35 protein-coding genes and 1 pseudogene are annotated in these 25,686 nt (G+C 50.5%); 8 read left to right on the top strand and 28 right to left on the bottom strand.

The window, feature by feature from the left end; all coding sequences use genetic code 11:
• Window positions 1–35 precede the first annotated feature (35 nt).
• From DD597_RS23410 to DD597_RS23345, 14 genes and pseudogenes are all read right to left on the bottom strand, one after another.
• Window positions 36–869: a hypothetical protein gene (locus DD597_RS23410; protein WP_000057119.1), complete on the bottom strand. Its 834-nt coding sequence runs from the start codon at window positions 867–869 to the stop codon at window positions 36–38.
• Entirely contained in the window at window positions 869–1,303 is a 435-nt protein-coding gene (locus tag DD597_RS23405) for a hypothetical protein (RefSeq protein WP_000801184.1), read from the bottom strand. Before DD597_RS23405 ends, DD597_RS23410 begins: the two co-directional genes overlap by 1 nt.
• A gap of 43 nt (window positions 1,304–1,346) precedes the next feature.
• Window positions 1,347–2,270: an Ig domain-containing protein gene (locus tag DD597_RS23400; RefSeq protein WP_129256624.1), complete on the bottom strand. Its 924-nt coding sequence runs from the start codon at window positions 2,268–2,270 to the stop codon at window positions 1,347–1,349.
• Window positions 2,271–2,344: 74 nt separating this feature from the next.
• A complete protein-coding gene (locus tag DD597_RS23395; RefSeq protein WP_040110313.1) occupies window positions 2,345–3,220 on the bottom strand; it encodes a major capsid protein in 876 nt (291 codons plus the stop codon).
• A gap of 26 nt (window positions 3,221–3,246) precedes the next feature.
• The gene (locus DD597_RS23390; protein ID WP_040110314.1) at window positions 3,247–4,143 is read right to left on the bottom strand and encodes a DUF6651 domain-containing protein; all 897 of its coding nucleotides are present in this window, start codon (window positions 4,141–4,143) and stop codon (window positions 3,247–3,249) included.
• Window positions 4,144–4,165: 22 nt separating this feature from the next.
• Complete coding sequence (locus tag DD597_RS23385) at window positions 4,166–5,740, bottom strand: phage portal protein (RefSeq protein WP_040110315.1); 1,575 nt, start codon at window positions 5,738–5,740, stop codon at window positions 4,166–4,168.
• A gap of 33 nt (window positions 5,741–5,773) precedes the next feature.
• Complete coding sequence (locus DD597_RS23380; protein ID WP_002211787.1) at window positions 5,774–7,030, bottom strand: phage terminase large subunit; 1,257 nt, start codon at window positions 7,028–7,030, stop codon at window positions 5,774–5,776.
• A gap of 2 nt (window positions 7,031–7,032) precedes the next feature.
• A complete protein-coding gene (locus DD597_RS23375; protein ID WP_006812517.1) occupies window positions 7,033–7,674 on the bottom strand; it encodes a hypothetical protein in 642 nt (213 codons plus the stop codon).
• A 197-nt stretch (window positions 7,675–7,871) separates the two neighbouring features.
• Entirely contained in the window at window positions 7,872–8,138 is a 267-nt protein-coding gene (locus tag DD597_RS23370; protein ID WP_000176291.1) for a hypothetical protein, read from the bottom strand.
• A gap of 9 nt (window positions 8,139–8,147) precedes the next feature.
• Window positions 8,148–9,038 (bottom strand): hypothetical protein, encoded by an 891-nt coding sequence (locus DD597_RS23365; protein ID WP_058652471.1) that lies wholly within the window; start codon window positions 9,036–9,038, stop codon window positions 8,148–8,150.
• A gap of 5 nt (window positions 9,039–9,043) precedes the next feature.
• Complete coding sequence (locus tag DD597_RS23360) at window positions 9,044–9,298, bottom strand: hypothetical protein (protein ID WP_001113021.1); 255 nt, start codon at window positions 9,296–9,298, stop codon at window positions 9,044–9,046.
• Window positions 9,291–9,929, bottom strand: a complete 639-nt coding sequence (locus tag DD597_RS23355; protein ID WP_016051719.1) for an ATP-binding cassette domain-containing protein — start codon at window positions 9,927–9,929, stop codon at window positions 9,291–9,293. Before DD597_RS23355 ends, DD597_RS23360 begins: the two co-directional genes overlap by 8 nt.
• A complete protein-coding gene (locus DD597_RS23350; RefSeq protein WP_040110316.1) occupies window positions 9,926–10,594 on the bottom strand; it encodes a ParB/Srx family N-terminal domain-containing protein in 669 nt (222 codons plus the stop codon). The genes DD597_RS23355 and DD597_RS23350 overlap by 4 nt, the downstream gene beginning before the upstream one ends.
• Window positions 10,594–11,297 (bottom strand): annotated as a pseudogene (locus DD597_RS23345) (ParB/RepB/Spo0J family partition protein). The gene DD597_RS23350 and the pseudogene DD597_RS23345 overlap by 1 nt, the downstream one beginning before the upstream one ends.
• Window positions 11,298–11,356: 59 nt before the next feature.
• On the opposite strand from DD597_RS23345, the gene DD597_RS23340 reads away from it, so the two are divergent.
• The 6 genes from DD597_RS23340 to DD597_RS23315 all read left to right on the top strand — a co-directional run bounded on the left by DD597_RS23340 (window position 11,357) and on the right by DD597_RS23315 (window position 15,439).
• Window positions 11,357–12,916, top strand: a complete 1,560-nt coding sequence (locus DD597_RS23340; RefSeq protein WP_006812522.1) for a DEAD/DEAH box helicase — start codon at window positions 11,357–11,359, stop codon at window positions 12,914–12,916.
• A gap of 2 nt (window positions 12,917–12,918) precedes the next feature.
• Window positions 12,919–13,197 carry a hypothetical protein gene (locus DD597_RS23335; protein ID WP_001291547.1) on the top strand — a complete coding sequence of 93 codons (279 nt, stop codon included), beginning with the start codon at window positions 12,919–12,921 and terminating at the stop codon, window positions 13,195–13,197.
• 59 nt (window positions 13,198–13,256) lie between these two features.
• Entirely contained in the window at window positions 13,257–13,679 is a 423-nt protein-coding gene (locus tag DD597_RS23330) for a hypothetical protein (RefSeq protein ID WP_000683475.1), read from the top strand.
• Window positions 13,680–13,683: 4 nt separating this feature from the next.
• Window positions 13,684–14,211, top strand: coding sequence for a transcriptional regulator (locus tag DD597_RS23325; protein ID WP_006812523.1), 528 nt, complete (start codon window positions 13,684–13,686; stop codon window positions 14,209–14,211).
• Window positions 14,212–14,534: 323 nt separating this feature from the next.
• Window positions 14,535–15,185 carry a hypothetical protein gene (locus DD597_RS23320; RefSeq protein WP_040110254.1) on the top strand — a complete coding sequence of 217 codons (651 nt, stop codon included), beginning with the start codon at window positions 14,535–14,537 and terminating at the stop codon, window positions 15,183–15,185.
• Window positions 15,186–15,235: 50 nt separating this feature from the next.
• A complete protein-coding gene (locus DD597_RS23315) occupies window positions 15,236–15,439 on the top strand; it encodes a hypothetical protein (protein ID WP_006812525.1) in 204 nt (67 codons plus the stop codon).
• A 644-nt stretch (window positions 15,440–16,083) separates the two neighbouring features.
• On the opposite strand, the gene DD597_RS23305 is transcribed toward DD597_RS23315, so the two are convergent.
• The 6 genes from DD597_RS23305 to DD597_RS23275 form a co-directional block, all read right to left on the bottom strand.
• Window positions 16,084–16,566, bottom strand: coding sequence for a hypothetical protein (locus DD597_RS23305; protein WP_006812526.1), 483 nt, complete (start codon window positions 16,564–16,566; stop codon window positions 16,084–16,086).
• 205 nt (window positions 16,567–16,771) lie between these two features.
• Window positions 16,772–17,053: a hypothetical protein gene (locus DD597_RS23295; RefSeq protein WP_058652473.1), complete on the bottom strand. Its 282-nt coding sequence runs from the start codon at window positions 17,051–17,053 to the stop codon at window positions 16,772–16,774.
• 126 nt (window positions 17,054–17,179) lie between these two features.
• Window positions 17,180–17,575, bottom strand: coding sequence for a hypothetical protein (locus DD597_RS23290; RefSeq protein WP_006812529.1), 396 nt, complete (start codon window positions 17,573–17,575; stop codon window positions 17,180–17,182).
• Window positions 17,576–17,703: 128 nt separating this feature from the next.
• Window positions 17,704–18,015: a hypothetical protein gene (locus DD597_RS23285; protein ID WP_129256623.1), complete on the bottom strand. Its 312-nt coding sequence runs from the start codon at window positions 18,013–18,015 to the stop codon at window positions 17,704–17,706.
• A 140-nt stretch (window positions 18,016–18,155) separates the two neighbouring features.
• Window positions 18,156–18,371, bottom strand: a complete 216-nt coding sequence (locus tag DD597_RS23280; protein WP_160859106.1) for a hypothetical protein — start codon at window positions 18,369–18,371, stop codon at window positions 18,156–18,158.
• Between the two features lie 13 nt (window positions 18,372–18,384).
• Complete coding sequence (locus DD597_RS23275) at window positions 18,385–18,600, bottom strand: hypothetical protein (protein ID WP_129256622.1); 216 nt, start codon at window positions 18,598–18,600, stop codon at window positions 18,385–18,387.
• Window positions 18,601–18,757: 157 nt separating this feature from the next.
• Here DD597_RS23275 and DD597_RS23270 point away from each other — a divergent pair, with 157 nt between their 5' ends.
• Complete coding sequence (locus tag DD597_RS23270) at window positions 18,758–18,967, top strand: hypothetical protein (RefSeq protein WP_048231961.1); 210 nt, start codon at window positions 18,758–18,760, stop codon at window positions 18,965–18,967.
• An 80-nt stretch (window positions 18,968–19,047) separates the two neighbouring features.
• Here DD597_RS23270 and DD597_RS23265 read toward each other — a convergent pair whose 3' ends face one another.
• From DD597_RS23265 to DD597_RS23240, 5 genes are all read right to left on the bottom strand, one after another.
• Window positions 19,048–19,248 (bottom strand): hypothetical protein, encoded by a 201-nt coding sequence (locus DD597_RS23265; protein WP_063136831.1) that lies wholly within the window; start codon window positions 19,246–19,248, stop codon window positions 19,048–19,050.
• A 1,130-nt stretch (window positions 19,249–20,378) separates the two neighbouring features.
• Entirely contained in the window at window positions 20,379–21,569 is a 1,191-nt protein-coding gene (locus DD597_RS23255; RefSeq protein WP_129256621.1) for a hypothetical protein, read from the bottom strand.
• A gap of 141 nt (window positions 21,570–21,710) precedes the next feature.
• On the bottom strand, window positions 21,711–22,547 hold the full coding sequence (locus DD597_RS23250) for a GIY-YIG nuclease family protein (RefSeq protein WP_006812534.1): 837 nt from the start codon (window positions 22,545–22,547) through the stop codon (window positions 21,711–21,713).
• An 83-nt stretch (window positions 22,548–22,630) separates the two neighbouring features.
• Window positions 22,631–22,948 carry a hypothetical protein gene (locus DD597_RS23245; protein WP_006812535.1) on the bottom strand — a complete coding sequence of 106 codons (318 nt, stop codon included), beginning with the start codon at window positions 22,946–22,948 and terminating at the stop codon, window positions 22,631–22,633.
• An 84-nt stretch (window positions 22,949–23,032) separates the two neighbouring features.
• Window positions 23,033–23,299, bottom strand: a complete 267-nt coding sequence (locus DD597_RS23240; protein WP_006812536.1) for a hypothetical protein — start codon at window positions 23,297–23,299, stop codon at window positions 23,033–23,035.
• A gap of 186 nt (window positions 23,300–23,485) precedes the next feature.
• On the opposite strand from DD597_RS23240, the gene ydfZ reads away from it, so the two are divergent.
• Window positions 23,486–23,689: a putative selenium delivery protein YdfZ gene (gene ydfZ, locus DD597_RS23235; protein ID WP_006812537.1), complete on the top strand. Its 204-nt coding sequence runs from the start codon at window positions 23,486–23,488 to the stop codon at window positions 23,687–23,689.
• 55 nt (window positions 23,690–23,744) lie between these two features.
• On the opposite strand, the gene DD597_RS23230 is transcribed toward ydfZ, so the two are convergent.
• From DD597_RS23230 to DD597_RS23220, 3 genes are read right to left on the bottom strand one after another with little or no spacing between them, the layout of a single operon-like run.
• Window positions 23,745–24,443, bottom strand: a complete 699-nt coding sequence (locus tag DD597_RS23230; protein WP_072105590.1) for a lysozyme inhibitor LprI family protein — start codon at window positions 24,441–24,443, stop codon at window positions 23,745–23,747.
• Between the two features lie 38 nt (window positions 24,444–24,481).
• Window positions 24,482–25,033: a hypothetical protein gene (locus DD597_RS23225; RefSeq protein WP_129256620.1), complete on the bottom strand. Its 552-nt coding sequence runs from the start codon at window positions 25,031–25,033 to the stop codon at window positions 24,482–24,484.
• Entirely contained in the window at window positions 25,030–25,671 is a 642-nt protein-coding gene (locus tag DD597_RS23220; RefSeq protein ID WP_129256619.1) for an HD domain-containing protein, read from the bottom strand. Before DD597_RS23220 ends, DD597_RS23225 begins: the two co-directional genes overlap by 4 nt.
• Between the last annotated feature and the right edge of the window lie 15 nt (window positions 25,672–25,686).

Below are 25,686 nucleotides of genomic sequence, written 5' to 3'. Positions count from 1 at the left end.
AGCCTTTCGACCAGAAGTAAATAATGCGACTGGCGTTACGCACGGCGAACAATCATGCGGTTATTGATGTAACTGACCAGCAGTCGCCAGGTACTGCGAGCCACATGCACATTTGCCGCTTTGCCGGTGCGGTACATATTGGTCGTTTCACCAATGGACTCAGACAGAATGCCGTCCTCGCGGGCTGCCGCTACGTCATTGCCGTTAGCGATTTCGCAGGCTTCATTAACCACGGCCAGCATTAATGCCTGTTTGAAGTAGTCCGGGAACTCGTCGAATTTCTCAGGCGTCATCTGCTCCCAATCGATCAGATCGTGACGATATGCCCCGTCAGCGCCCCACGGAATGTCATAGACGTTCAGCATGTTTTGCGGGCGATCGTACCGGTCGAAGTCGATACGCAGGACTTTGCGGATTGAGAACGGCAGCGTTTTGACGCGTCTGGTGGCCTCAATGAGACGTTTGCGCATCAGCCCTTCGCCATCAGCTAACAGGGTGTCGCCGTTCAGCATATCGATAGCTTGCATCTGGGCGTCTGCGACCGTTGCGAATGACTGGCCTGGAATTGACAGCTCGAAGCTATTCAGCAGAACGTACATCTTGCGCTCTTCATGCGTCAGCCCGGATGCCACCGCTTTGACAATGACGTGTCGCAGATCGCGCTCTTTATCTGAAAGCAGGTTGTGTTCGGCCGACACGACAACCGGAATGGACATCTGCCCCTCAGTAATATCGAGAGGTTCGTTATCGACGATGATCGCACCTGCGCCATCTCTGACGGTATACGTGGCCGACTCAATATCCAGAACGTTAAATGCAAACGACAGGGAAACTGCTTCCCCGCTACGGTACGTGTCGATCTGCGCCATTACTCACCGCCCTGTGCTTTCAGGATGCCTTCGATCATTTCAACGATACCTTTGGCTTTCACGCCAATCTGGTTGCCGATCTGACGCAGACCCGCAATACCTTCACAGTCCGCAATCGACTCCAGCTCTTCACGAGTAAAGCGCTGTACCGGTTTGGCTTCCACTTCAGCCGTACCACGTTTCATTGGCACAATATCCGGGGCCGCCGTCTCGACAATGTCGTCCGCAGTTAAATCATTGCGGCTGCTGTACGCGGCAGAAGGAGATACATTTTTGCCTTCAACGGTAGTGGCACGCATGGAGGCACAAATCCGCTGCTGATCGATGAATGGCAGTTCGGCAACCGAGATGCCGTCGACAAACTGGATACCGCAGAGAATGCCCGTGTACCCCAAAAATTGAGGCTCCAATAAACGAATTTTTGCTGGTTTCATTCTTCTTCTCACTTAATGGGCGGCATCGCCGCCCATGTGTTGGTTACGCAGCCGGTGCTGCGGTCACTTCAACGGTCGCAGTGGCTTTGTGGCTACCGTCTTCCGTGGTGACTTCGATAGTGGCAGTACCTGCAGCCACACCGGTCACAAGTCCAGTTGCGCTATCAACCGTCGCGAACTCGGCATTTTTTGACGCCCAGGTTACGCGCTTATTGGTTGCGCCAGCCGGTTCGATTTTCGCGGTCAGCTGTACCGTTTTGTTGGCTTCAACGCTGGTGGTGCTCGGATCGACAGAGACGCCAGTAACAGCAACGACAGGCTCAGTGACTTCAACCGTAGCAGTAGCTTTATGGCTGCCATCCTGCGAAACCACTTCAATGGTTGCCGTACCAACGGCTACGCCAGCTACGTTACCGTTCTGGTCAACGGTCGCTTTGTCGCTATTTTTGGAAGTCCAGGTGACTCTTTTATTGGTTGCGTTTGACGGTTGTACATCAACGCGCAACTTGACCGATTTCCCCTTCTCAACAGAGGTAGAGTCTGGCGTTACCGTAACGGACTCCACGCTGACAGGCTTAACGGTCACTTCGACTGACGCAGAAAGCTGAGTCTGCTTACCGGTGGCGGTGATCTTCACTTTTCCCGGAGTCACGCCAGTAACCAGACCCGTACCGCTGACTGTGGCAACCTGGTCATTGGCCGACGTCCAGGTGAATGAATCTGCGCTTTTGCTCATGGTGATACCTGCACTAAGTTGAACGGTTTTACCCGCCAATACGGACGGCGCAGCCGGTGTAATGGTGACAGACTGAGTGAACGGAATTGCCCGGAAGCAAGCCGCAAGATGGTTCTGCTGGCGCTCGCTCAGAGGCTCGTTGGAGATGGAATTGGTGAATCCGGCACGGCACATATGCCCCGTGAAATCCGCAAACGCCTCTTCCGTGATCTTCATCTTTTGTTCTGGCATTTCTCGCTCCTACAAAAAGGGTGGGCGTATAGCCCACCCCTAAACGGTAGATAATTACTTACCTACCATACTGATCAAATTTTTACGTTGGTCAGCGCGGCGATAGCCTTGTCGTGCTTGTTCGCCAGAGAGCAGTACCACTTAACGCGGGTACGGGTTGCGTCTTTGTTCTGAACAGTACCGATGTTCTCAACAACGATACCGGCGTTTTCACCGCCATACAGACCAGTCACACCGTTCTCTTCGGACAGGTGCAGGCAGTAGATGCTTGCTTTGCCCGCGTCAGTCGGGATGAAGTCGTTCACGATGAACGGTACACCGTTGTGGCACAGCATCGGACGGCCGAAGTTTTCCATCATGATTTCGGACGGGCCGAGGCTAACGGTACGCAGCAGAGCGCGGTAAGCACGCAGGTGCTCGGAACGCATCATGATGCAGTCTGCGCCCAGATCTTTCACCGCGTCGACCAGCTCGTCGAACATGGAGAAGGTCATGGAAGCGCCTTCGATGTCGATCTTCTGATCGTCGTGCATCAGCTTCGGAATACCGTCGAACGCTTTGTTGTTGGTGCTGGAGTCGCCCAGAATCAGGTTGCGGCGGAATGCGCGAGCCAGACCTTTCACCTTCTGACGAACCTGGATTGCCAGCTGGTTGTTGGTGTCGGACATAGTGGTCGCCAGGAATTTGTCGACGTCTACGTCGCCTGCCAGGATACGCAGCTTCGCAACATGTTCGGTGAAGGTTGCAGCGCCTTCGGTGATGGTGTCGTTCACATCGATGAAGGTTGCTTCGCTCAGGGTAGCTTCGCGGTTGTAGAGGTATGCCTTAGAATTAATCTTCATGAAAGGCAGAACAGCGAACAGGTCATCGCGATCGATGATGGTCTCGATCACACCCTGCTCAAGTTCGTTGTTAGACAGCTTTTCAGCTTCATCACGCAGTAATGGCATCTTTCATTTCCCTATGATTTAAGATGTTACTTGAGTCCGATTTTCCCCAGACCGGAGGTCAACTTATCCATAGTCGACTTGCTCTTCGGCTGGTTTACTTTGTGGGTCGGTTTGCTATTGGAACCAGCACCCTGCTTGGCTTCGCTGCGCAACAGTGCGTCAGCTTCCGGATCTGCACGCAGAATGCGCTCAATCGCGGATTCGAACGGTAACGGTTTGCCTTCACCGTCAACCAGAACTGCACGTTCTTTCTGACCGGCTGGCTTATCAAAGCCCACAACACTACCGTCTTCACCCACTTCGAAATGAGAGCCGTAGATAACGCGAGCCTTAGCCGGAGTCATCAGAACTTTGTCACGCAGGAAGGCAGAGCCGCTGAAGGAAGCGCCAACAGTCATTTCGACCAGTTGAGCCTTCAGTGCGGCGTTCTCGCTCTCCAGAGTGGAGTAGCGTTCGTCGCGCTGTGCCAGTTCAGCCTGGTGCGCTTCGATCATCTGCTTTTTCACAGCATCGAACTCACCACGGCGTTCCAGTTCAGCCTGCTCCGCCTCCCTACGTGCGGTTTCTGCGGCTTGTTCAGCTTCGAGAAGCTGGCGAGCACGCGCCGGGTCAATATCACCGTACTGAGCCAGCTGATCGGCCAATGTGCGCTCTTTCTCCTTGCGCTTCATGTTCTCTTTCAGCAGGTCAGCACCGGCTTTCTTGGACTTACGCAGTTCTGCCAGCAACTCTTCCTGAGTCATACCGGCATACTCGTCGTCGTCACCCTTCGGTTGCTCTTTTTGCTCGCCCTGTTTGCCTGGGTCTTGATTGCCCTGCTCATTGTCTCCAGCAGGAGCACCGCCACCAGCACCTCCGCGCTCATGCGCTTCAGCTACATCCATCAGGCCACCATTGGCCATAAGCATTTGCCACAGATTCATAGAAATTCCTTTTCGTTACTTATCACTCGGTCTCTTGAGTAGATGAGTCCCCATTCCCTCGGGGTTGATCTTGCCCGCTTTCTTGGGCTGCATCTCGATCATAAGTAAGTACTGACTTATTTTCAAGGGTATTAAGATCATTTTTTGGAGGAAATTTCAAGAGATCTTTTTGAAATTCCTTTTGCATCGCCTCGGAAATGTTCGGGAAGACCTTCTCGATGAGCATTTCCATCTGATGACGACGAACAGAATCAGGCGCCTGGAGCAGAGACAGTTTCTCAGCAACGGCAAATTCGTCAGTCAGACCGCGAATGTCGAAACTTTCCGGGTACGCGATCAGAGAGTGGTCTTCATCCAGTTCGACACCCATCCATTTCGCTGCCAGCTGCATCATCTGGCGCTCTGCCCTTTCGAGGCGCTCTGCTTTTGTCACCAGCAGACTGTTAACGCGCTGGAAGTCGTACATCTTCGCTGCGCCCGAAGAGTTATCGATGCCCTGTGCGTTATCCTGCTTGGTTCGCTCACCTGCCACACCAACGGAATGGTAGATCTCGTTAATCACCGTCTTAATCGTGGTGATGATCATCTGAGCCTGTTTCGGGTCTGGAGACAGGTAGAATGGCTGATTACCGCTCTCAGAGTCGAAGGTGAAGACGCGTTTTGTCCCCATTTCGAGCACTTTGGTGTGGTTTTCATCGCCCGGCAGCAGTGACTGAACCGGGATCGCCAGCTGGCTGAATGTCTGATCCTGAATAATCGCGTCAAGGTTCGACAGGTAGTTGGCCACGGCGCGGTCAAGATAGGCGATATCGTCAATCAACGACGGGCTGAAATACGGAGACTCGCTTTCGCCAATGCAGTCCACCGGAAACACCGGCACCACGCCCAGATTGTGCTGGCCGCTATCCTCCAGAACGACTTTGGCCTGACGACGACCGCTATTTCCGGAACCTTTCTTCACTTCTTCACGGAAGAGATACCACTCGTTTTGCGTCCACAGACGATAACGCTGGTATTCCTGCCCGGTTGAAGTGAACGGATCTTCGTCGTCGCGCGCGATTTCAACAATCAGCGCCCACAACATATTGCCGTCTTCATCCCAAGCAACATCAAGCAGCTGCTGCGGCGAAATCCAGTAAGCGTAGGCACGCGCATCATTTTTCTTCTCGTCTGCAACAGACTCAACATCGACGTTCATGGTGCTGTCCACGACAACCCAGATACGGCCATAAATGGATGATTGCAGATCGATAGCCGCCATAAACGCATCGATGGAGGTGTTCTGGCGTGTGGCTCGCTTCCAGAAATTGCGGATCTGCTCCGGTGCTTCATCAACGTTGCGGTGAATGACCTCTTTGAAGAGGTATTTGTTGATGAGGTTTACCACTTCACGAGTGTGGTTGAAGCGATAAGCGCGTTCCAGGCGCTCTTTGAACTCCTGATCACCCTCTTTGAAGTAACGGAAGATATTGTCGTTGAACCAGGCACGCCCGCCAGCGTAGGTGCTGGCGAGGAAGTCCCAATGTTCTTTTTTCTTCTCATATTCAGGGTGGCGTCGTGCCACAAGGTCTTTGATTTGCTTGTCAGTCAATTCCATTTGCTTTTCCTTTCCGCTTAGGTAGGTACTTACCTATCTAGATCCACCAAGAATAACACGATTTTTCACCGGATACCTACGATGAACCGGATAACCCAACGCATCCGCACTGTGTTCGATGCCGCCAGTCTTATCCATATCGCGTGAGCCTGGCTTGTAGATCACCTTCTCCAGCGAGTCGATGAGGTGTTTGCACTTCGGATCGATGTACAACCGGGTTTCGCCCGAGGCACTCATCAACATGCGGTTCACTGCGTTAACACGGTCTGCGATCGGCGGGTGCTTCTTCGGATAATCGACTCGAAGGAAACCTTTTTCCTTGAAGATATCGACGTCCGATTCACCGCGTGCGTGCTGGCGATACGCACCTGCCGGGTCAGGGAAGATAGTGACCTGAGACTTCCAGCGCCAGAAACGACGCTCCAGCTCATCACACACTTCAGCCGTGTTGGAAGAGAACAGCACAACCTCGTCTACGGCCCACAACTCACCATTTGGCTGCGGCTGCAGGATGACCGATGACATAGGGTCGATGTTGAAGTCCTGACCAACCCAGATCGGCAGTTTCGGATTGAACTGGAGTGGCTTCACATGCACATTGCGGTCGAACGGGTAGTAAACGCGTCCGGACATGTTTTCGAAGCTGGCCAGGTATTCCTGTGCGAACGATTTAGGGTCCATATCGTTCTTCGCCGCTTCGATTTCCGCGCTCGGAACGAACGGAGAATCAGCCGTAACGAACTGCCAGCTCTTCCACTGCCCTTTGCGTTGCAAATCTTTGTTCTGACCGATAGTCCACAGCTTATGGAACTCGGAGAAGCCTTTTGGCGTACCGATGATCAGCGCACCGCCACGGGTAGAGGACAGTGTCGGACGCAGTACCTTGTACCAGGTGTCCGGCTTCATATCCTGAAATTCATCGAGCACCACAAAGTGCAGTGCCACACCACGAAGCGTATCGGGCTTATCCGCACCTTTCAGCGCGATTTCAGAGCCGTTCTTCAGCACGATGGTCATCGTGGTGTCGTTTTTCTTACGAACCCATTTGCGCGGCAGAACTTCCTGCAGGTCATCCCACAAGATTTGGCGAGCCATCTGGTAAGTCGGTGCGACGTACCAGACACGTTGCTTCTTCTCTTTGGCTGCCGCGCGGATGATGGTGGAGATCGACAACCGGGATTTACCCCAGCGTCGACCCGCACACACCACTTTGAAACGATGTGGCGACTGGAAGACTTGCATCTGCCCAGAATGCAGCTGTACGAGACTCAGAGATGACGGGATGGCCATAGTTAGACGCTCCCATCACTTTCATCACCAGACGCGTCAGAATCGCCCTCTGCTTCGCTCAGTGCTTCCTCTTCGAGTGACTCAAGCAGATCGTCATCAATCAGATCCGGCTCATCATCTTCCTTACGCAGCTGCGCCACCTGGGAAGGCGTAAGTTCGCCAAATACCAGGTTCGGGATTTCGTCTTCTTCGTTCTCAGCGCGATCCATACCGAGCGCTTTCGAGGATATTTCGAAGCACTTAGCGAGTGTGCCGCTGGCACGCTGGAGACTCTTCAGGTCATCTTCGATGGTTGCGAGTGGCTTGCCGTCCTTCTTGGCTGTGGCCACCTCATGCATCACCATCCGACCGAGTGCGAATGCCCAATCGTCGTAACGAGTCCGGCGCTCTTCGATTTTCTCTGCGCGCGCCTTCGCACGCAGCTCTGCGTCGGATTTGAGCGACTCGCGCACCATCTTCCCAACGGAGTCCGCGCCTTTCTCTAATCCACGCTTTTTGAAATGTCTGGAGAGCGTTTCACGACGAATGCCGTACTCCTCCTCCAGCTTGGAGAGTGTGTATTCGCCGGAAGTCCACTTCGCTTCGGCTTCTGCCCACTCAGCTGGTGTCAGGCGAGTTTTGCTCTCGTCTTTTTCTACAGTCATAGATCCCTCTAAAACACTCAGAGCGCATCCTTGCGCTCCTAAACAACTTGTTTAATTCTGTGCCTAACCAATTTGTTTTCTGGGTGTTTAAAACCGGGCTGGGGAGTATTCAGAACCTGCTTCCGTATATATTTAATAAGTCACTTAGTATTTATATATATACGGAAGCAGGCTCTCAAACTGGCTCCCAGACCGACTTACATCACCAGTAATTTGGCTCTGGCACGACCTAACGTGGTCAGTCCCAGCGTGCGACGGTGGTAGCCGGAATCACCGCGCTGGCGGCACATTCCTTTCTCCACCAGCCCCTTTTTTACCAGTGCGCGGATAGAGAACTGCATACTCTGTTTGGTCGTTTTGTACGGCAGCACTTCAAGCAGCTCGTCCAGATCGAGCAGATGCCCACGCTCATGGCCTAAATTGATGGTTTTGATGATGTCTTTTTGTTTGTCGGTCAACGTCATGGCAAATCCTTATGCCGGTAATGCAATTTCAAGAGGTTTATTCAAAGGCTGTTTGTCGAATGCCAGCAGTGGCAGCGTATCCGGCAACTGACGACCAAAGTCCGGGTTTCGGTACACACCATACAGCGGAGACGTGAAGCTCAGGTTGTGAATGTCCTTGAGCAGCTTCACGATGCTGGCCTCGTCCACCAGGCTGTCGGCAATGTCCTGAATCGTCGTGCCACGATTACGCCCGGCTTTGGCCAGGGAACTGTTCTTGTGGTAGTCAGCGACCAGATCACGCAGCGCACGACGACGGCGAGACTCACTCATGGCGAACAGCTCTTTGACGATCGCTTCGTTGTCGCCAGGGTCGGAACGGAAATGACGCTGGAAGACGCGCAACGCACTCTCATAGCTCTTCGGACGCTCCGGACGGATGAACTGGAACCCTGCTTTCATGGCAAACGGGTTGTATTTGCTCATCGATGACTGGATCTCGATGATTGGCCGGTCGTGCATCCTGCTAACCAGGTTAATCATTCGATAGGAGACGCCGACGCCGCGGTACTGAGTGTCCACAACGGAACGGCTGATCACCGCAAAGTTGTTGTTCACGTACCGGCCCCAATACTGGTTGGCCACGGTGGTATTGGTGGTTGGCTTCAGCTTAGGAAACATGCGATGGCGAGGCGCCAGCAGCAGTTTCGGGTAAGCCATAACCACGACGCCCACCAGCCGGTCGTCCAGTTCGCAGCGATAATACGTTGGCGCGAACGGCTTACCATCCGTCTTGTAGTGCAGCGACTTCAGCGCGTGCCAGTCTTCAACCGTGCCTTTGGTAACGGTCATATGCTCCAGAAAGTCCAGATGACGCGGGAACTCTTCCGGGCGGTAGCGTTTGATGATGATGTCTGTCATGTCGATCACCTGCGCTCGATATTGGCATTGATGAAGTCCAGGCGAAGCGATTCCATCGCCCCAACCATGACGTATGGACGCCCACCGTTATGCCAGCAATCCAGAACACTGCCGTCGTTGTTGATCATCAGCAGCGCCAGGCTCTGGCTTTTGCCTTCTCTGGCGTACTGGAGTGCTTCTTCAAGCAGGCGGATGACTTCAACGTTGTTGTTGTCAGCCTCTTTAGATGGCTTCAGCTCTACGATCTTCAAATCAGGCATATTCGACCTTCACGCGTTCTTTGTAGTGCTTGGTGATCTGCATATCCGGGCGCAGCGCGTTCTTCAGGTCTTCGTGGGTCGTCGCCACCATTACCGTCGCACCAACCTTTCGGGCGGCACGCTGGAGGTTCGACGCCACAACCTGAGCGGTTACACGGTCGAGAACAGCGCCAAATTCGTCGGCTGCCCAGACTTTGGCGCCTGACTCGATCAGCTTGGCGATCTTGAGACGGTATTTCTGACCATCAGACATCTCGGATGGCTTGCGCACAAAGAGATAGGCGTCATTCAATCCGGCCATAGACAGCAGCCCCAGAGCTTCGCTGGTGGTTTTGCCCAGCTGGTCAATGACGTTAACCTCATTGTCGAAGGCAAAGTCATCGATGGAGGCTACAGAAAGCCCTTCATCCTTCATCTGGCGTTGCAGCTCGCGCAGCACAACGGATTTACCGGAACCGGATTGGCCGGTGATGTACACCACATCGCCCTGCTTCACTTCCAGCTCCAGATTGTCGTAAAGCGTCCACTCTTTTTCGTCCAGGCCAAGACCGAACGATTCGGCAATCTCCAGCGTGCGCGTGGTTTTGTTCACGCGGGTCTGAAACGATACGTTGATGGTGTATTTGCTCATGCAGCCAGCTCCCCAGAAGAAACTTTCTCCGCATACGCCACGAAAGCGTCTACCCCGCTCTCTCCCGTGATTTCTTCCATGTGGGCAAGCAAATCCCCAACCACAATGGCAGAGCCAGCAGGGAGCGTTTTAAAGCCCAATACGTCGATGACGCGGACTTCTTCAGAGGCCACTTCGCGACTGATCTCGGTGTGCTCTTCTTTCTGGCGTTCCGTCTCTTCGCCCAGATCGAGCACCAGAGAGCCGGTTTCCATCTCTTCGGTCATGCTACCAACAAGCACGTTCAGCTCGCGCTCTTCAAAACCGAAGACCTCGACCTCTCCCAGCACTAGGGATTCCAGTTCCTGCTGCAATTTGATGGCGTCGTAGTCAATACTGGCCAGGCGGTTGTCTTCCAGACGCTTCGCCTTCACTTCTTCTTCGCTCAGATCGTCGCGAACGATGACCGGCACACGCTCCAGACCAGCCAGAAGAGCCGCCTCGCGACGACCGTGGCCAGTAATGATGACGTCATGCTTGTCGACCGTGATCGGCTGGTCAAAACCGCGCTTTTTGATGGCGGCCGCCAGGTCGCGGATCTGCTGTTCGTCATGTTTTTTGGCGTTCATCTCATACGGGATGAGTTCTGCCGGGTTTCGATAGACGATTTCAAAGTTTTTGGTCATTACATACGCTCCTTGTAGTAGTCGACCAGCCACACCAGGGCTTCCCCGGCGTTCTCCATTTCGTTACCGGTATTGATTCCCTGCTCTTTGATGATGGTTTTGATGGTGTCGGCGACGCGATCTGACGCATCAAACGTCACTTTGAAGCGCATCGTCTGGTGTTCAGCGCCGACTCGCTCGGTTTTCTCGCGTTTGTCCTCATCGACCGGCTCGTCATCGCCACGGGAGAGCGCTTCCAGCGCCTCAAGATCGATAACGGACGCTTTGGCGAGTGTTGCCGCCATTTCGTCGTCATACGGGGCGATATCGGACAACCGGTAGTCGATTTCAGACTGGATTTCTTCGATTAAGCGCTGCAAAGCGACCTGATCGTCTTCGCCGTAGCGCTCGTTATCGACGAGGGACATCTGTTTGGCCACCAGGTCGTTAATTTTGCCCACGGAGATGACGGGAACCGTTGAAATGCCCTGCTCCATCGCGGCACGCCAGCGGTGTTCGCCACCGAGGATCTCAAAAACGCCCCCGTCCAGCTCCCGCGCCAGAATTGGCTTAAAAAAGCCCAATTTTTCGATAGAGCCTTTCAGTTTTTCGAAGTTTTGCGCCCCAACGGAGTTGGTATTCCAGGGATTCGGACGCAGGTTCGCGACTTCCACCTGCAGAATCGTAATTTTCACATCCATAATTCTGATACAATCCATTGTATAAGTACTTACTTACTATAATAGCCAATTACCATACAAAAGGCACGAAGGAAAGAGGTTTATGACAGTTCGGATTGTATCGAATGCAGTCAATGCGCTGATTTCTGGCGCTGATGACAACGTGAAACGGCTCGTTCAGGAGATGTTGAGCTATGAAGTGGAGGCTGGTGACTGGAAAGGAACCAGCACGATGTTCAACTGGAGCAAAAACGCGTTCCCGGCTGGGTTTGCGAAGCCAGTAGCGGCCAACCTTCTGAAAGCTGGCATCAAATGCGTGCATGTGCGCAAGGAAAAAGCCCCCGCGCTGGGCAAGCCGAACCCGGTAGTTAACCCATTCCCGTATAACCCGGACTATGCGTATCAGGATCAGACTGTGGAAACACTGGTGCGCGAAGGGATGATGATTGCCCAGATTGCGACGGGTGGCGGTAAATCGAACGTAGCGTGTAAGGCAGCTGCTCGCATTGGTCGTATGACGCTGTTTTTAACCACGCGCTCGGTTCTGATGTTCCAGATGGCAGAGAACTTCCAGAAATCCATCGATTACCGCGCGGAGAATGGCGAGCCGTGGCTGAAAGGCCAGAAAGTTGGGGTGATTGGATCTGGTGAGTTCCAGGTCTCGCGCCATATCAACGTTGCCACGGTGCAGACCCTGGCCAGTTTTCTCGAAGAGCCACCGCGCGACGCATCACCGGAGAAAAAACAGTACCACCTGAAGCGCCGGGAACTGGTTAAGCGCTTTCTGTCCAGCGTTTCTCTGCTGATTCTGGAAGAGGCACACGAATCATCTGGTTCAAACTTCTACGATATCGCCCGGTTGTGCATCAATGCCGATTACCGTCTGGCGCTGACAGCTACGCCGTTCATGAAGGACTCGACCGAGGCAAATATGCGTCTCATGGCCGTTGCCGGCCGCATTGAGATAAAGGTAACGGAGAAATATTTGATCGATCGAGGTATTTTAGCGAAACCATACTTTCTATATCATAAAATCGCGTACACTCCAGACGAGGTGCGGATTAGGGCTGAACTTGCTTCGAAACACCTGAACTTTCGGGTTGGAATGAGTACGGCTTACCAGAAAGCCTATCAGTTAGGCATCGTTTACAATCTGGGCCGCAACGAGGCTATTGTGCGCGAAGCGTTAATGTACAAAAGTCACGGTCTGAACTGTATGACGCTGGTTCGTTTGAAGCGTCATGGTCAGATTTTGATGGAAATGATGAAGGAAAGCGGCCTGAAGGTCGATTTCATCTACGGAGAATCAAACCAGACTACCCGACAAGCAAAGCTCAACAGTCTGGCGGCAGGCAAGATAGATGTTCTGATTGGTTCAACCATTCTGGATGTTGGTGTCGACGTTCCAAGCGTAGGGGCGGTGATTCTGGGTGGTGGCGGCAAAGCCGAAGTTGAGATGCGCCAACGTGTTGGTCGCGGTCTTCGAGCCAAAAAGAATCAGGCTAACGTGTGCTTTATTACCGACTTTATCGACGTGAGCAACAAATATCTCATGTCGCATTCATATGAGCGGAAGCACATTATCGACACGACGCCTGGGTTTGCCGAGGGCGTTTTGCCGGTGGGTAGCACATTCGATTTCACTGTTTTGAATAGAGAGTAAGCATGAGCGAGAAACGCGCTATACACTGCCAGGTTCAGTTAACCGAAAAAGCAAACGACAAGCTGGAAACCTTTCAGAATCGACTGCGTGAACGCAATATTAAGCTGTCAAAGGCAGACATCATCAATCTGGTGCTGTCCAACATGACGATGGCTGATTTTGATAAGGCAGCTACGTCATTAGAGGCTTCTGCAAAGGCCCGTGAAAAGGTCATGAAGATTTACGAATCCTCTGGCATGACCAAAGAAGATCTGGCCGATATTCTCAAACGTCTCGATTAAGCATTAAGGGCGTCGCAAGACGCCTTGTTCGTTGAAGTGATAAGGATTTAGTTCAAGCCATGAAACACGTTCTACTTCCACTGATTACCATCCCCGTTTTACTCCTGAGTGCATGTTCATCCCGCCCTGTGTCTGTAGCTGATGCAAAACCGGCTCCGCAGGCCAGAGTTTTCAAATACCAGACGTCTGCACCAACCACGCTGGTGGTTATGAGGGACAAAGGTATGATAGGTGCGGGCTGTGACGCATCCATCTTCATCAATGGTGAGACGGTTGCGAAACTTGAGACCGGTGAAAAAGCGACGTTCCATCTTGATGCCGGGCAATGGATTGTTGGCGCTTCACTGGAAGGCGCCGGGCTGTGCGCACTGAACCCTGCTCGTCAGGAACGCGAGACCATCACCAAAGCTGGCGAGACGAAAGTCTTCCGGGTGTTCACCAGCAACGCAGGTGACATCGATATCCTACCAACGACACTGTGACGATATGACGAATATTACTGACATCACCTACGGGATTCCTGCAGAAGTCTGGCCGCGCGATTACACCAACGTGGAGAAGGCGCTGATGTTCTGGCGTAAGTCTCTCATTCCTGTAAGGGTCACGATGGAAGATGGTCAGGTGTTCTGCATGTACGTTCAGGGTCTCATGTCGTCGCGCAACAAAGTCGACCTTTGCCCTGCCCCGTTCGACAAAGAAAATCGTATAAGGCTCCCACTTGAGCGAATCAGTACGATTGAATCAGGTGTGACAGAAGGCATTGCGCACGATTTCACGGGTCGGACAACGGTACACCCAGACTATGTGGACAATCGGCCATCTCGCCGTGATTTCTTCAAAATTTGTCGCCAGGCTCATGAGATGCAGAAGTCTATAAGGGTCTACATGGCGGATGGCCGTGAAATTGAGGGTGTGTCTTCAGGCGTTGACGCTTGCCAGGTCACGCTCAACATGGGGGACGGTCGGAAGACAGTCGTCATGTTCGATTGGGTCGAACGGATTTTACCGTTTTAAATCTATAAGGGTAATAACCGGCTAAGTCCGGTTATTATTTTATGTGTCACTTCCCGTTATATTTATTTCCCCTAATCCCTATTCCGTTTTAAATATATAAGGGTGATTGACCGAATAGGGAATTTATTTAGGCAACACCTTCGAGAAAACGCGTTTTATTTCTAAAACTTTGATTTTTATTGAAGAAAAATTTTTTTCGTTCCCGCGTAAAAAACTCTTGATTTTAATTTCTGTATATCGATAATTAGTCACATCGAAAGCGAACACGCTAACGATAAACAAATAACAAATTAAGTTATCAATATTACATAAGGATTAATATCATGTCTAACGTTGCTATCTCTAAAAAATCCATCATCGACGCTGCTGTAGTTATCGCTAATGAATTGCAAGTTGCAGCCAACAACGCTACTCAGACTTATAACAATCATTATCAGAATGGTACGCACACAAAAGCAGATAAAGCTAACATGCTTGCAGCGACTACCAAACTTGCATACTTCACCAACAACGTTTTAAACGCTGTTAATGATGAGAAATTAGCTGGTGTCTTTTACTACGCGATTAAAGCAAGCAAACAAGCGCCAGAAGTGTTTTTCCGCGAAGCTATGACCAATAGCTATTCACTCGAAAAATTGGTTTATCTGGTTAAATCTATCAAGTCTGGTAAATGCGTTTATTCCGTCGCTGATATGTCCGGATCTCGCGTATTCGCATTAATCGAAATGATTAATGATGAAATGGAGACATTCACAAATGGCGCTGTATTCGATTTAATGAATGAAGCTAAAAAAGCATGTGAGATTAAATTAGACGCTGGCTACACTCAAGCCAATCAGCTTATCAATTTGTGTGAACGTCTCGGACTGGTCGAGAAAATCAAAGGAATGGGCGCTGCTAAAAACGGATCGCAACAATATCGCTTTATCAAGAATGATTTTTATAACTATCTGGCTGATGCTTTCAAAGCGTAATTAGATGGATATAGCGCCCACTATGGGCGCTAGTTTTAAGGATAAAAATCATGATTAGTTATGACCAGATCCGCGCGGAATATCGCGCAAAATATCGCGCTTATAAACTTGAATTAATCGGCGACTTAAAAGCGCAACGTGACAAATTAAATTTTACGTTTTCTGATTTGCTTAACAGCAAAAGAGACTGTAAACGCAAACGTGAATATTTGCGCTTGTCTGAAATGATCGGAAAACTGCAAAACAGCATTTAAGCAATAGCGCCCATAGTGGGCGCTTTTTTCGTTTCAAGATCCGCACATCATAACGCGCCATTGTTGGCGCGTTTTTTATTGTCTGAAGTCAGCCAAAACAGACCCAAAATAAGCGCCATAAACGCGCCAATTTAACGCGTTTTTATGTGTGGTGGTCATACCCATTACCCACAATAAAAAACACGTTATAGCGCGTTTTACAGCGTTTTAGCGCGTGGTTTATTTTGTCGTGTCGTGGGCGTGATCGTCTGGCGATAGCTGGCGACGTGATCCGCGCTATCCTTCGGGACGTGTCGGCAATGTTGGCGCTATCCGTGGGCGCTCGCGTATCATTGGCACGTTGGCGCGACGTGTACGCGCTTGCAGTGGTTTACCCACGGATTCACATAATCACATAGCGAAAGCTATCTGGATGGCTCAGGGGCTGAAACTCCACCAGCGTTACCCCAGCGCCCCTGCGATATTTTCTGGCAGGATTCTGGACTTCTCCCGCTCTGTTTTCTACATAAAGGCAAACCCAGCCGTTTCCCGAAAATTCCCTGGCCGTTTCCCTTCGGTTCCCCGGACAGCCCTCTGGCCGTTTCTGAATATCCCTGCGGCAGCTGGTGGACGAAAAGAAAGGGGCGTTTCCAGCCCCTCCCCTCTTACTTGCCAGTCAGGATGTGAATGCGGTTCTTTCCGTACACCTCTTTCACGTATTCCCCGCACGAGACACTCCACGAGTCGATTCCTGCTTCGTAGGTGACGTTTTTGCACTTGATGGCATTGTTGGCGATACGCATCCCCTCCCCCACTGCTTCCTGTTCGCTGAAGTCGAACCCGGATTCTGTTTTAACCCATAGCGCGATCTGCGTGGCGAACTCGATGAGTTTTGACTGGCAGAAGCGACCGCTGCGTACCGGGAAGATGAATACGCCAAATCCCGAAGTGGAGACATACGCTTTTTCAAATACGCGTTTATGGCGACGGTTGCAGATAATGTCATTGGTGATCTGCTGTTTCTCTTTCCCGGACAGCTCGATGGTTACATTGTCACGCCAGGCGCCCAGCACGCTTTTCTCGTTATCAGAGAACGTCACAGAAATATGGCCATGCGCAGGGGTGTTAACAGTAGCGATAAAGTTCATGGTGATAATCCTTTAAACAACTTGTTTTCTTGTTGGTTTAATTATCGCTACGCGCATAAGGCGTCCAAGCGTTCTGTTCCGGCAGCTGGTGGCCGGCAGGGAGTCGGAGGGTTGTTCGGTAGCCTGGCGACAAGAGGTGGGTGTTTTTAGCCTGCGGGAAACAGGATGGTCATTTAAGGCCACCGGCATGGGTGGCCTCGTTCTCTTAGTGGAGCAGACCGACGTCGATGGTATCGCCGGAGCCATCCACGCGGATCATCAGCATGGCGAAGGCATTTAATGGGTAGCCTGCGTGCCAGTCCGGGAAGCGGTCATCGCGCATGAAGTCGGCAATATCATAAACGCTGTCCTCAAAGCGGAAGAAGCGGGCATCATATTGTTCGTCCTGTTCAACGTGATCCATTTCCTGCTGTTCTTCCGGCGACAGGTCGAGCCAGGATTCCAGCCATACGTTTTCAGCTTTAGGGGAGATAGTGAAATCGGTCATGTGCATATCCTCCATGCGTAAACATCTTGTTTTCTTGTTGGTGTAATTATCGCAATGTGGATAAGGCAAAAAACATTTTGTTATCGGGGATAAGAAAATGGCGCGGGGTACGCGCCATTGGAGGGATTAAGCGAATACGCTTTCCGGGATGTAGTTTTCAACCGGTTCGTTGGACACGATGCGCAGACCGTATTGTCCAAGCCAGGTGTTGCTCGGGTTCAAGTAGGAGGTGTACAGCTCGTCTGCTTTCACCATCATCTTCTCAAACATCTCTTTGTCTACGCCGCGGAAATACGTTTCCAGTTTCAGCAGCATTGGTTCGGATGCGTCGCTGATGCTCTGGAAGCCTACGGTGTACACCCAATCCTCTTCTGTCCCGGTGCGGATCAGGGTGGTGGTGAGCACTTCAGTCCCGTTCGTGCTGTCACGCAGAATAGCGGTCAGTTTTGCAACTTTTCCGCCTGAGGTTGTTTCTGACGCATAGTACAAATCAAGAACCAGGTTTTCACGAATTACAGTCATTTTTGGTCTCCCTGTTGTTGACCTGATTATATTATTGTCATAGGTAAGTACTTACAATACAGGTAAGCAAAAAAGCCCCGAAGGATGGACGGGGCTGTCGTAGGGACGACTAATCGCTTTTGCACATGTCAGGCTGTCGCCAGGAGAGAGGCACGCTGGATTTCTTGCTGGGCTACTTTGTTCGCCTCCAGTAGCGCCTGTTCCAGCTCTCCTTCTGGCCAGATGATCTGTTTTGCCATCCACCCTCTTCCACTCTGGCGACGCACACTCATTACGTAACGCGTGCGGTAACCATTGTCGAACGAGACCAGCGTCTCTTTGAACAGGCGAATGGCAGTGCCGTTGGCGATGATATCGAGCAGGGTCAGTTGGCTCATTACGGTTGGTTTTTCTTTACGTGGCTGGCCCGCGCTCAGTTTGGTGATCATCGCGTTCTTCATAATTCACTCCGTAAACAACTTGTTTTCTTGTTGGTGTAAATAATACCAGCGAGAAAACGGCTACAAAGCATAGCGTTACGGTGCTACGCTGCCCCGGAGGTTGCAAACAGCAAAAAGCCACCAGCACGGTGGCCTCACGCTTAATCTTCGTCGTCCGGGAACTCGATGTGTACCGCGTCCACCAGCTCCCGCTGTTCATCTTCACTGAGCAGATGCCAGATATCCTTCCCTTTGGGTGATTCCCCTTCAGCCGGGACGAACGACCACAACTTGCGGTACAACTCCGGCCCCACAGCATCCAGGCACTCAGCCAAGGAATCCACGCTCCACACCTCAACCATCACAGGCATCTTAATCATCTCTTCACCCTCACTTCGTTTCTGACGTCGTGCAGTTCCACGCGACGGACATTGGGTTGTCCTCGATATGGAAATCAAACGTCCCCTCTCTGCGTCCTTCAGAGATGAGCGTCGCCACGCGACCAGCAACATCCAGGGAACGGATAACGTCATCGAGGGAGATCTCACACTCGGATGACGCTTCCTCGCCACAGAGAGTGATGCTGATATTCAGATGCTTGTACATGTGTTTCTCATTTGCCTAAACACGTTGTTTTCTTGTTGGTGTTATTATCGCAATAAGACATAGGCGAAAAAGAATAATATCAAGGGCAGCAACTATTTTTACATTGCTGAAGCGACTCATAAGTTGTACAACCTAAGCAATCTAATGGGGGTATATAATGGTCGACTGGCTCTACAAAAATGGCTTTCTTTCGTGGGATGCCGTGCTTATTGTTTTCACAATCGTTTACTGCTCATGGCGCGGATGGAGACATTCCAAAACACCACTTGGCAAGAAACAAAAAGCACGAGATGAAGAAATCAAGCAATTGGCCCGCAGGTTGCGAGAAGAGAAGAAACAGAAGAAAACTCCCCCGAAAACCTACTGAAATCGCTTGAGACCCGAGGATGGTCTGGCAGAATGGAGTTCAGCAGCTGCACGAGAGGGAACGACACTCCCCCGCGATTTTCAGGCGAGCGAAGAGTAAGGCGCACTCCCGAGGATTTCCCGCACCGCTCCCGCAGCCGTCCCTCGCTCTGTACCGGGATGTACCCGTTTCCCGACCGGCAGCCAGCCTTTTCCCGGTTCGTATAGCGGGATTCCCACCGTTTCCCTGAAAATCTCCAGCCGTTTCCCTGCTGCGACGCTCCCGTTTCTGAAAAGGGACATGGCCTTTTCCCTGGATGTCCCGAAGGTTGACCGAAGGGGTGGAGAGAGACATTACGAGGGATGAAAACTATGGCTTGAATTTCTACGGAGAAAGTAGCGATACCCCTCTCCCTCTTCCCACTTATACCTCCAGTTAAATCTCTACGGATTTTCTCTCCTGTGGACGTGCAAACCTTCCCCCTGATAACGCTCTATACGGCGAGTATTCCTTTGGGCGAAATGGGTGGTTTGTTCTCTCTACCGGCGTATGTGGTTTTGTTCTTCTTGAGGTGGTTCTTCTTTGTGTTTTCGTCTGGGTTGTTCTCGTCGTTTTGGTGAGTTTTCTTCTCCGTGTATTGAGTAATGGCAGGTGCGCTTTTCTCTCCGTTTACGTGAAATGGTGGAAGTGTGGGTAATGGCAGTAGGGCGCTTTTGCTGTTCTCCGCATATGAAGTAAAGGCGTTCCCTGCAATTCAGGAATTTGCGTTCTCTTCCGGGGTAATGGTGGGTAAGCGAGATGGCGACGGTTCCTGTTCTGGTCTGGGTTTGTCCGGGGTTTCGTTCTGGTTGTTCTTCTCCGTGTATTGGGTAATGGCGTGTAGGGGTTTGCATTCGCGAGCTGCGTTCTCGGTTGCCTGGGAAGATTAGGTGGGTGGTCTGTAGCCTGGGGCAAAGAGGTGGGTCTTTTCGGTAGCCTGACAGGAAGAGGTGGGTGTTTCCGGGATTGTGGGCAGTGGCGTCTCTGGGTTTCCTGTGGGTGTGGTTAACTTGTTTTCTTGTGCATGAAAACAACTTGTTTAGACGTCCAATATAACGCAACGGGAGCGCTTCTGAGTGTGTCTGTTTTGGGGTGGTATCACGAGTCGTTTTTGGCGTTTTGGTCGCAGGGAGATGGATTCTGGTGCGCAGGATTTTGGATATAAGAGATGGCGTGCGAAAACGTCAATTTTTTAGACCAAATCAGGGAAAAGCGTTGACTTTTCGTTGATATGTTATTTATTTGTTTTCTTATGGGTGTAACTGCTTAAATGCCCTGTCACGCCTGGGTTGGGGTAGGTTGGAGAGGTGGGGAAAGTGGCGATCAACGGACTCTTATAGAAATCCTCAATTTGTGACCGCCAATGTCAACGGATTGATTAAGCTAGTTGTGCTCAAACATCTCCGTTCTTAATCCACTGCCTGATTTCCTCGTCTCGTGCGACTTCTTTCTCGTGTTGGGTAACATACAGGTCGGGTAAAAGAGGTGGAGCGAATTCTGGCTCTGTCGAACACCACTTTTCATATGCCTCACGCATAGATTTTTCTACATCCCAATGTTCCAACTCTTGGTATTCAATCGGCCAGTTATCCTGCAATTTCTTCACAGCTTTAGCCACGTCGTACCGGAAGTAAGGGTTAAGACCAATGAAATTACCAGCCAGCATGTCATCAACCTCCTTCACTCTGGCAATCTTGGAAAACTTACCAATAGCAATGTTGAGATCCCAATCAGACACGAATAACAGCAGTGCGGCAAATGCCAGAAACTTAGCCTCTCCATATGCTCTGTCGCTAACCGTTTTTGTCTTAAACTCAATGTAATTGCTCATCACAAACCCAGTAAGCTTGTAAGTCTTATTTATCTCATCTTCCAAAAGCGATGGGTCGAGAATTGCACGGCCACGATTATTATCTATGTGTTCTAAGATTGCCGAAATGTCTCTATGGGATACTGAAATTTTACGCAATTGCTGGAGAGTCTTGATGTGAACTCTTAGCACCTCTTTGTCAATTGCACGAGGCCAAGAAAAACCAGGCACAGTAGCCTGAATGGGTGAGAAAGGCATAATATCCGGGTTTGTCCATGCCAAATATGATTCACGTAACCCGCTAATATAGTCAAGCCAATCCAAATGACCCTTTTCCAGCCATATTTCAAATGTGGAGTCCTTACGCTTATTGAAGAACCATTCCCTCATCTGCCACATTTTTTCTTGCGTAAAAATCCCTTCCTGTATGCCGGCGCATACCAGTTTTCGTATTACCTGCGAATACTTTGTTCGATCTTTCGTGAATGTGACAAGGTGCTGCCTTACCTCAGATGTTAACCTATCTCCGTAGAAGTCACATGATGGATGGTGGCCTTGGCCAGCTTCACCAGTAAATCTGAAATGCGCCTTCTTGTGATAACCATCATTCCTAGAGGCTCTAACAAACGAGCCACCTCCGACTTTGCAAATTGGACAGATGATGTCTTCACGAGCGACAGCATGAACTGAGCTATCATCTAAATTTTTAAGTGCCAAGTACTGCTCGGGGTCGACTTCCTTTTGTAACGATTTCGAAAAAGCTGTATCCGTCATATTGTCCTCTTAAATGTCTCGTTCCAGTAATCGGTTGACTAAGGGGGCCGATCAACTACTTAGCCAAGATATTATAGCTCTTGTTATTTATTTGTTTTCTTATATGTGTAAACAAATAAACGCTACAATTTCGACAATAACTCAATTCCTATTGTGTCCTACTGAACGAGAAAGCAGTATGCGTTTCCAGTGTGATTCTCGTCGGTTTATCTCGCAGGCGTCACTGTTAATGTCCATGATTTCCAGAATAGAGAACGTGACATTCTTGAGCCTTTCCTCATCGCCGGTTCCAAACGCTTCAATCAGGCCAGCATTCCCGCCGTGACCCGTTTTAAAGTAGGTCTTCCATCTTCCCCATATTCCGCCTTTGCCGTTTGCCTGGCCAACATACAACTTCTCGCCATCAACATCAGTCAGCAGGTAGATGCCTTTGACAATACTCAGTGCAGTTCTCCACGACTTTAACTCCTGCCGAATGATGGTTCCGAGACTGGCTCTGTCCAGAACTACGTCTTTGTAGCCGGGAAACTCGCCAAATGATAGACAGGATGGCGCAATCTCAACGACTCGCAGTTTTCCGGCAAGAGTTTCGCCGTTCAAAATAGATCTGCGAGGACGCTCCGCACTGACATACAAACGTCCACGATATTCATCCAGTTCAGGAACAGGTGTCAGTTGATAGAGATAGTAGTCTTCGTTCCGGCCAGGTACTGCATGTGATGCTGTCAGAGAACACCCAACGTTGAGATAGGTGCCAGCATAGAGAAATCGCGCCTTATCTTCAGTCTGAATAAGAGAGACAACGTAGGTACGATTGAAGCTTTTCAGCTTCTGCAGGCATTGCCAGTCGTCGAACGTCTCTTTCACGAACTCCTGTATCGGGTTTTCTTTATATTCGTTGGTGCTGGCTAAATGAATTTTGCTGTTATTTGGGGTCAGCTGCGGGTATAGCGACTGAAGGTACTGGAATAGTTCCATGCAGAAAATGTCCCTTATGAGATCGGCTCTGATATCTGGTATCTCACATGGAGAGCCGATCTGTCCACGACAAAAAAAAAGGCTTACCAGTCCCAGCCAGGTAATCCGTCCACCAGCTCGGCGTCGCAATCGAAGTGAACCGCGTCAAAGCCGGCATCCACTATGGTCTGTATGTTAGAGATCGTCTCTTCGGAAATGCCATACTCACGCAGCTCTTCTTTCCAGTCATTCCCTCGCATTCCAGCACGAACAATCCAGCCGTACTGTGTACCGTGTACCCAATTCAACCCGCGATCAGTAAGTGGGTCGAAGCAGGCAATGGGTAGCCGTTCTGAATCCGCTGCCGTTACATGAGCGGTGCTGATCACTGCCGTTTTGTAGACTTCCGTGAGCTTCAACATACCAACTCCTTAAACAAATTGTTTTCTTATATGCGTTATTATCTCAGATAACAAAATACTGAAAACAAAATGTTTAAGGGGTAATTAGGTCAATTTAAAATCATCTATGTCGTCCACAAACTCCATATGTCTGGCTTCAACACTAGACAGACTGATCAGATACGCAAGCCCGTAACTAAGTGAAGTGGGTTGTTCCAGCACAAACTCGAACCCGTCCTCATGCGTTTTACCAAGCCAGAATCCATCGCCGTATTCTTTTTTACGTTGGAAGAAAACGAACTGTCCAGGTATTAAGTGCTCGAGTGCTTCGCCCCTATAGACGATCACATATTTGGAATTCTTGCTACCCATTGTTCACCCTCAGCACTGTATGTATAAACAGTAGTATTTTTTACGGTACTGGTCAACTTTACTGGTTAATTGAATAACAAGGTGGTGAAAACAATTTGTTTCGGAACTTGAGATTTTGCAAACCGCACATACATGAAAAGCGGCAATTTTTGAAACCTGATTTGACCCAAGTGAAAGGAGGAAACGATGAAGACCTATGATCGCAACCGTAACGCTATCACTACCGGCAGCCGAGTGATGGTGGCAACGAATGGTGCAACGGGAGTCATCAAGGAAATCTGCGGAGAAGGCAAATCAGAAGAACAATTACGCCGTTCTGACTGCGTGTCTATCGAAGGTGTGGAGGGTCTGTTCTGCCCAATGGATTTAGTTCGCCTGGGGTTCCATTAATTTCACCACCTATAAAACAAATTGTTTAAGGCCACAAATAGTGGCCTTATCTGGCTTACGGAACAGCGGTAATCAGATCGCAAATGCCTGTTTTAGTTAAATCACTATTCAGCTTCTGAAAATTGGCATTCAGCATCGCGGTGTGTATTCGAGTCTCAAGCTCAAAGAAAAGGTCGATCTTGCCCTCTTTTGCTGCGTACTTCTTCCAGACATTAACTTGGTCATCGGCAATGCGACTGGCGCAGGTGAATAAGAACGAACTCCCTCTGGGAAGGGATGTCGTGCTGTAGTATTCACCGTCAACTTCAATATACTTAGCTCGGAATGACTCCAGAGTTAGCTCATCACCGCTCTTAGCCTGCTTTGCGTCTGCCTTGCTTGTCTTTTCCTGAACTTCAGGCTGCTTCTGCACCGGCTTCGGTGTCTCATTGACCACCGCTGTGCTGGCCGAACCATCCAACCCCTTGAGTCCATTAATTTGGATAAGATAAGCCAGCTCAAGAGCCTTATCATCAGTGAGTTTTCCACGCATATTTATCCACTGACGTTGAACCGTCTTTAGGGTGTCTGCATTTTCTGGGTTAGCCTTGAGCGCGCTGGAATAGGTTGCGCTAAGTTGTTCGTCTAATTTTGACAGGCGTTCGTTGTCACAGATTTTGTGTTCGATTTCTGTCGAAGCCTTTTGGCAGTCAAAGCTGGCTGCAAATGAGACCGGCGATGCCACCAACAATGATGCCAGTAGGATATTTTTCATATTCACTCCAAAAATACAAAAGCGCCTGACTATATCACTTAACCGACTGCTTCTCTCGACTGATCGTCAAGCACTTTCAGTCCATCACGTACCGCTCTGACAATACGCTCAAGGTATTGGTATGCTGGATTTGGCACCGTTGGCCAGCCTGCATACCACGGATCATCGCCAAACAAACTCAGCAGTTCGTTACCTACTCCGAAACAGCAGCAACTCTCTTTTACGTCATCAGCTTTTTCAGCTTCGTCCCACACATTTCTGGCCGTTTCTGCGTCGATTTCCCTCTCTCTGCGCAACTTTATGATTTCGGACTTTACGAAAATCAGATTTGCGTCGTTGTCATCGTCGACCGTACTTCGCAGTTGAGGGGCGAGGCATCCAATCAAGTAATCATCACTCACTCGCTTAATAAATGTCTGAACATCATCACCGCCCATCGCAAACCAGGCGGCAGTCCACGCTTTCCCATAGCAGGTTATGGTGACTCTTCCCTTACCCGGCTCGTAGTTTTCAATCATTACGCGTACCGGGTCGAGACGTTCCAGATCCGTCAGCACAAAGGAAAGAACATCTAATTTCTCGACCTTCATGCAGCCTCCCACGCGCCCCAGATCAGCGCTTTGTGTTTTTCATAACGTTTGGTGTGTACCAGTTGCAGACTGGCAATGCCTTTCGTCACCATCGCCCGGGCGTTTATCAGCAACGAATGCTCTATGCCTTTTTTCTCCAGGTACTCGACAACACCGGCATCGGCACCAATCTCCTTGCCGTCAAAGAGTACGGCCAGCATCAGCTCTTTCTCTGCGAGGTAGATGGCTGAAAACTCAGGGTCGCGACTCACAATAGAAGAGGTATTGTCCAGCAGGTCAGCCAGCTTGATCATGCACGTCTGCATGTCGAGGCTTTGCTGCAGCTCCCGGACGTTGATGATGAAACGCTGTATTCGATTGCCGTCTTCTGGTCTGGCAATGTTGGTAAGAGCCAGAACCATTTCGGCTACGCGCTCACCGAAGTGCTCACGAACCATCTCTATGGTGACATGGGTGTCTTCAACCACATCATGCAGAAGCGCCGCGATCTGCATCTCTACGGTTCCACCATGCCAGGCAACAATCTCGCGGACAGCAACCGGGTGGTTGATGTAGTCTTCACCGGTATATTTTCTTTTCTGGCCAACGCCGCCATGAGCGCCAGCGGCAAACATATGGGCTTTGGAAATACGGGACATTCTTAACTCCGTTGT

The sequence above is a fragment of the Enterobacter cloacae complex sp. 677-3DZ2D5B genome (assembly GCF_004136695.1).
In the GTDB taxonomy this organism is placed as follows: domain Bacteria; phylum Pseudomonadota; class Gammaproteobacteria; order Enterobacterales; family Enterobacteriaceae; genus Enterobacter; species Enterobacter hormaechei_C.
The sequence above is the reverse complement of the archived record's forward strand: the minus strand, read 5'-3'. Positions and strand labels throughout refer to the sequence as shown.

Coding starts and splice junctions, on each gene's coding strand:
- DD597_RS23410 (WP_000057119.1), bottom strand. CDS start 869: ATGGCGCAGATCGACACGTACCGTAGCGGGGAAGCAGTTTCCCTGTCG.
- DD597_RS23405 (WP_000801184.1), bottom strand. CDS start 1,303: ATGAAACCAGCAAAAATTCGTTTATTGGAGCCTCAATTTTTGGGGTAC.
- DD597_RS23400 (WP_129256624.1), bottom strand. CDS start 2,270: ATGCCAGAACAAAAGATGAAGATCACGGAAGAGGCGTTTGCGGATTTC.
- DD597_RS23395 (WP_040110313.1), bottom strand. CDS start 3,220: ATGCCATTACTGCGTGATGAAGCTGAAAAGCTGTCTAACAACGAACTT.
- DD597_RS23390 (WP_040110314.1), bottom strand. CDS start 4,143: ATGAATCTGTGGCAAATGCTTATGGCCAATGGTGGCCTGATGGATGTA.
- DD597_RS23385 (WP_040110315.1), bottom strand. CDS start 5,740: ATGGAATTGACTGACAAGCAAATCAAAGACCTTGTGGCACGACGCCAC.
- DD597_RS23380 (WP_002211787.1), bottom strand. CDS start 7,030: ATGGCCATCCCGTCATCTCTGAGTCTCGTACAGCTGCATTCTGGGCAG.
- DD597_RS23375 (WP_006812517.1), bottom strand. CDS start 7,674: ATGACTGTAGAAAAAGACGAGAGCAAAACTCGCCTGACACCAGCTGAG.
- DD597_RS23370 (WP_000176291.1), bottom strand. CDS start 8,138: ATGACGTTGACCGACAAACAAAAAGACATCATCAAAACCATCAATTTA.
- DD597_RS23365 (WP_058652471.1), bottom strand. CDS start 9,038: ATGACAGACATCATCATCAAACGCTACCGCCCGGAAGAGTTCCCGCGT.
- DD597_RS23360 (WP_001113021.1), bottom strand. CDS start 9,298: ATGCCTGATTTGAAGATCGTAGAGCTGAAGCCATCTAAAGAGGCTGAC.
- DD597_RS23355 (WP_016051719.1), bottom strand. CDS start 9,929: ATGAGCAAATACACCATCAACGTATCGTTTCAGACCCGCGTGAACAAA.
- DD597_RS23350 (WP_040110316.1), bottom strand. CDS start 10,594: ATGACCAAAAACTTTGAAATCGTCTATCGAAACCCGGCAGAACTCATC.
- DD597_RS23340 (WP_006812522.1), top strand. CDS start 11,357: ATGACAGTTCGGATTGTATCGAATGCAGTCAATGCGCTGATTTCTGGC.
- DD597_RS23335 (WP_001291547.1), top strand. CDS start 12,919: ATGAGCGAGAAACGCGCTATACACTGCCAGGTTCAGTTAACCGAAAAA.
- DD597_RS23330 (WP_000683475.1), top strand. CDS start 13,257: ATGAAACACGTTCTACTTCCACTGATTACCATCCCCGTTTTACTCCTG.
- DD597_RS23325 (WP_006812523.1), top strand. CDS start 13,684: ATGACGAATATTACTGACATCACCTACGGGATTCCTGCAGAAGTCTGG.
- DD597_RS23320 (WP_040110254.1), top strand. CDS start 14,535: ATGTCTAACGTTGCTATCTCTAAAAAATCCATCATCGACGCTGCTGTA.
- DD597_RS23315 (WP_006812525.1), top strand. CDS start 15,236: ATGATTAGTTATGACCAGATCCGCGCGGAATATCGCGCAAAATATCGC.
- DD597_RS23305 (WP_006812526.1), bottom strand. CDS start 16,566: ATGAACTTTATCGCTACTGTTAACACCCCTGCGCATGGCCATATTTCT.
- DD597_RS23295 (WP_058652473.1), bottom strand. CDS start 17,053: ATGACCGATTTCACTATCTCCCCTAAAGCTGAAAACGTATGGCTGGAA.
- DD597_RS23290 (WP_006812529.1), bottom strand. CDS start 17,575: ATGACTGTAATTCGTGAAAACCTGGTTCTTGATTTGTACTATGCGTCA.
- DD597_RS23285 (WP_129256623.1), bottom strand. CDS start 18,015: ATGAAGAACGCGATGATCACCAAACTGAGCGCGGGCCAGCCACGTAAA.
- DD597_RS23275 (WP_129256622.1), bottom strand. CDS start 18,600: ATGTACAAGCATCTGAATATCAGCATCACTCTCTGTGGCGAGGAAGCG.
- DD597_RS23270 (WP_048231961.1), top strand. CDS start 18,758: ATGGTCGACTGGCTCTACAAAAATGGCTTTCTTTCGTGGGATGCCGTG.
- DD597_RS23265 (WP_063136831.1), bottom strand. CDS start 19,248: ATGTCCCTTTTCAGAAACGGGAGCGTCGCAGCAGGGAAACGGCTGGAG.
- DD597_RS23255 (WP_129256621.1), bottom strand. CDS start 21,569: ATGACGGATACAGCTTTTTCGAAATCGTTACAAAAGGAAGTCGACCCC.
- DD597_RS23250 (WP_006812534.1), bottom strand. CDS start 22,547: ATGGAACTATTCCAGTACCTTCAGTCGCTATACCCGCAGCTGACCCCA.
- DD597_RS23245 (WP_006812535.1), bottom strand. CDS start 22,948: ATGTTGAAGCTCACGGAAGTCTACAAAACGGCAGTGATCAGCACCGCT.
- DD597_RS23240 (WP_006812536.1), bottom strand. CDS start 23,299: ATGGGTAGCAAGAATTCCAAATATGTGATCGTCTATAGGGGCGAAGCA.
- ydfZ (WP_006812537.1), top strand. CDS start 23,486: ATGAAGACCTATGATCGCAACCGTAACGCTATCACTACCGGCAGCCGA.
- DD597_RS23230 (WP_072105590.1), bottom strand. CDS start 24,443: ATGAAAAATATCCTACTGGCATCATTGTTGGTGGCATCGCCGGTCTCA.
- DD597_RS23225 (WP_129256620.1), bottom strand. CDS start 25,033: ATGAAGGTCGAGAAATTAGATGTTCTTTCCTTTGTGCTGACGGATCTG.
- DD597_RS23220 (WP_129256619.1), bottom strand. CDS start 25,671: ATGTCCCGTATTTCCAAAGCCCATATGTTTGCCGCTGGCGCTCATGGC.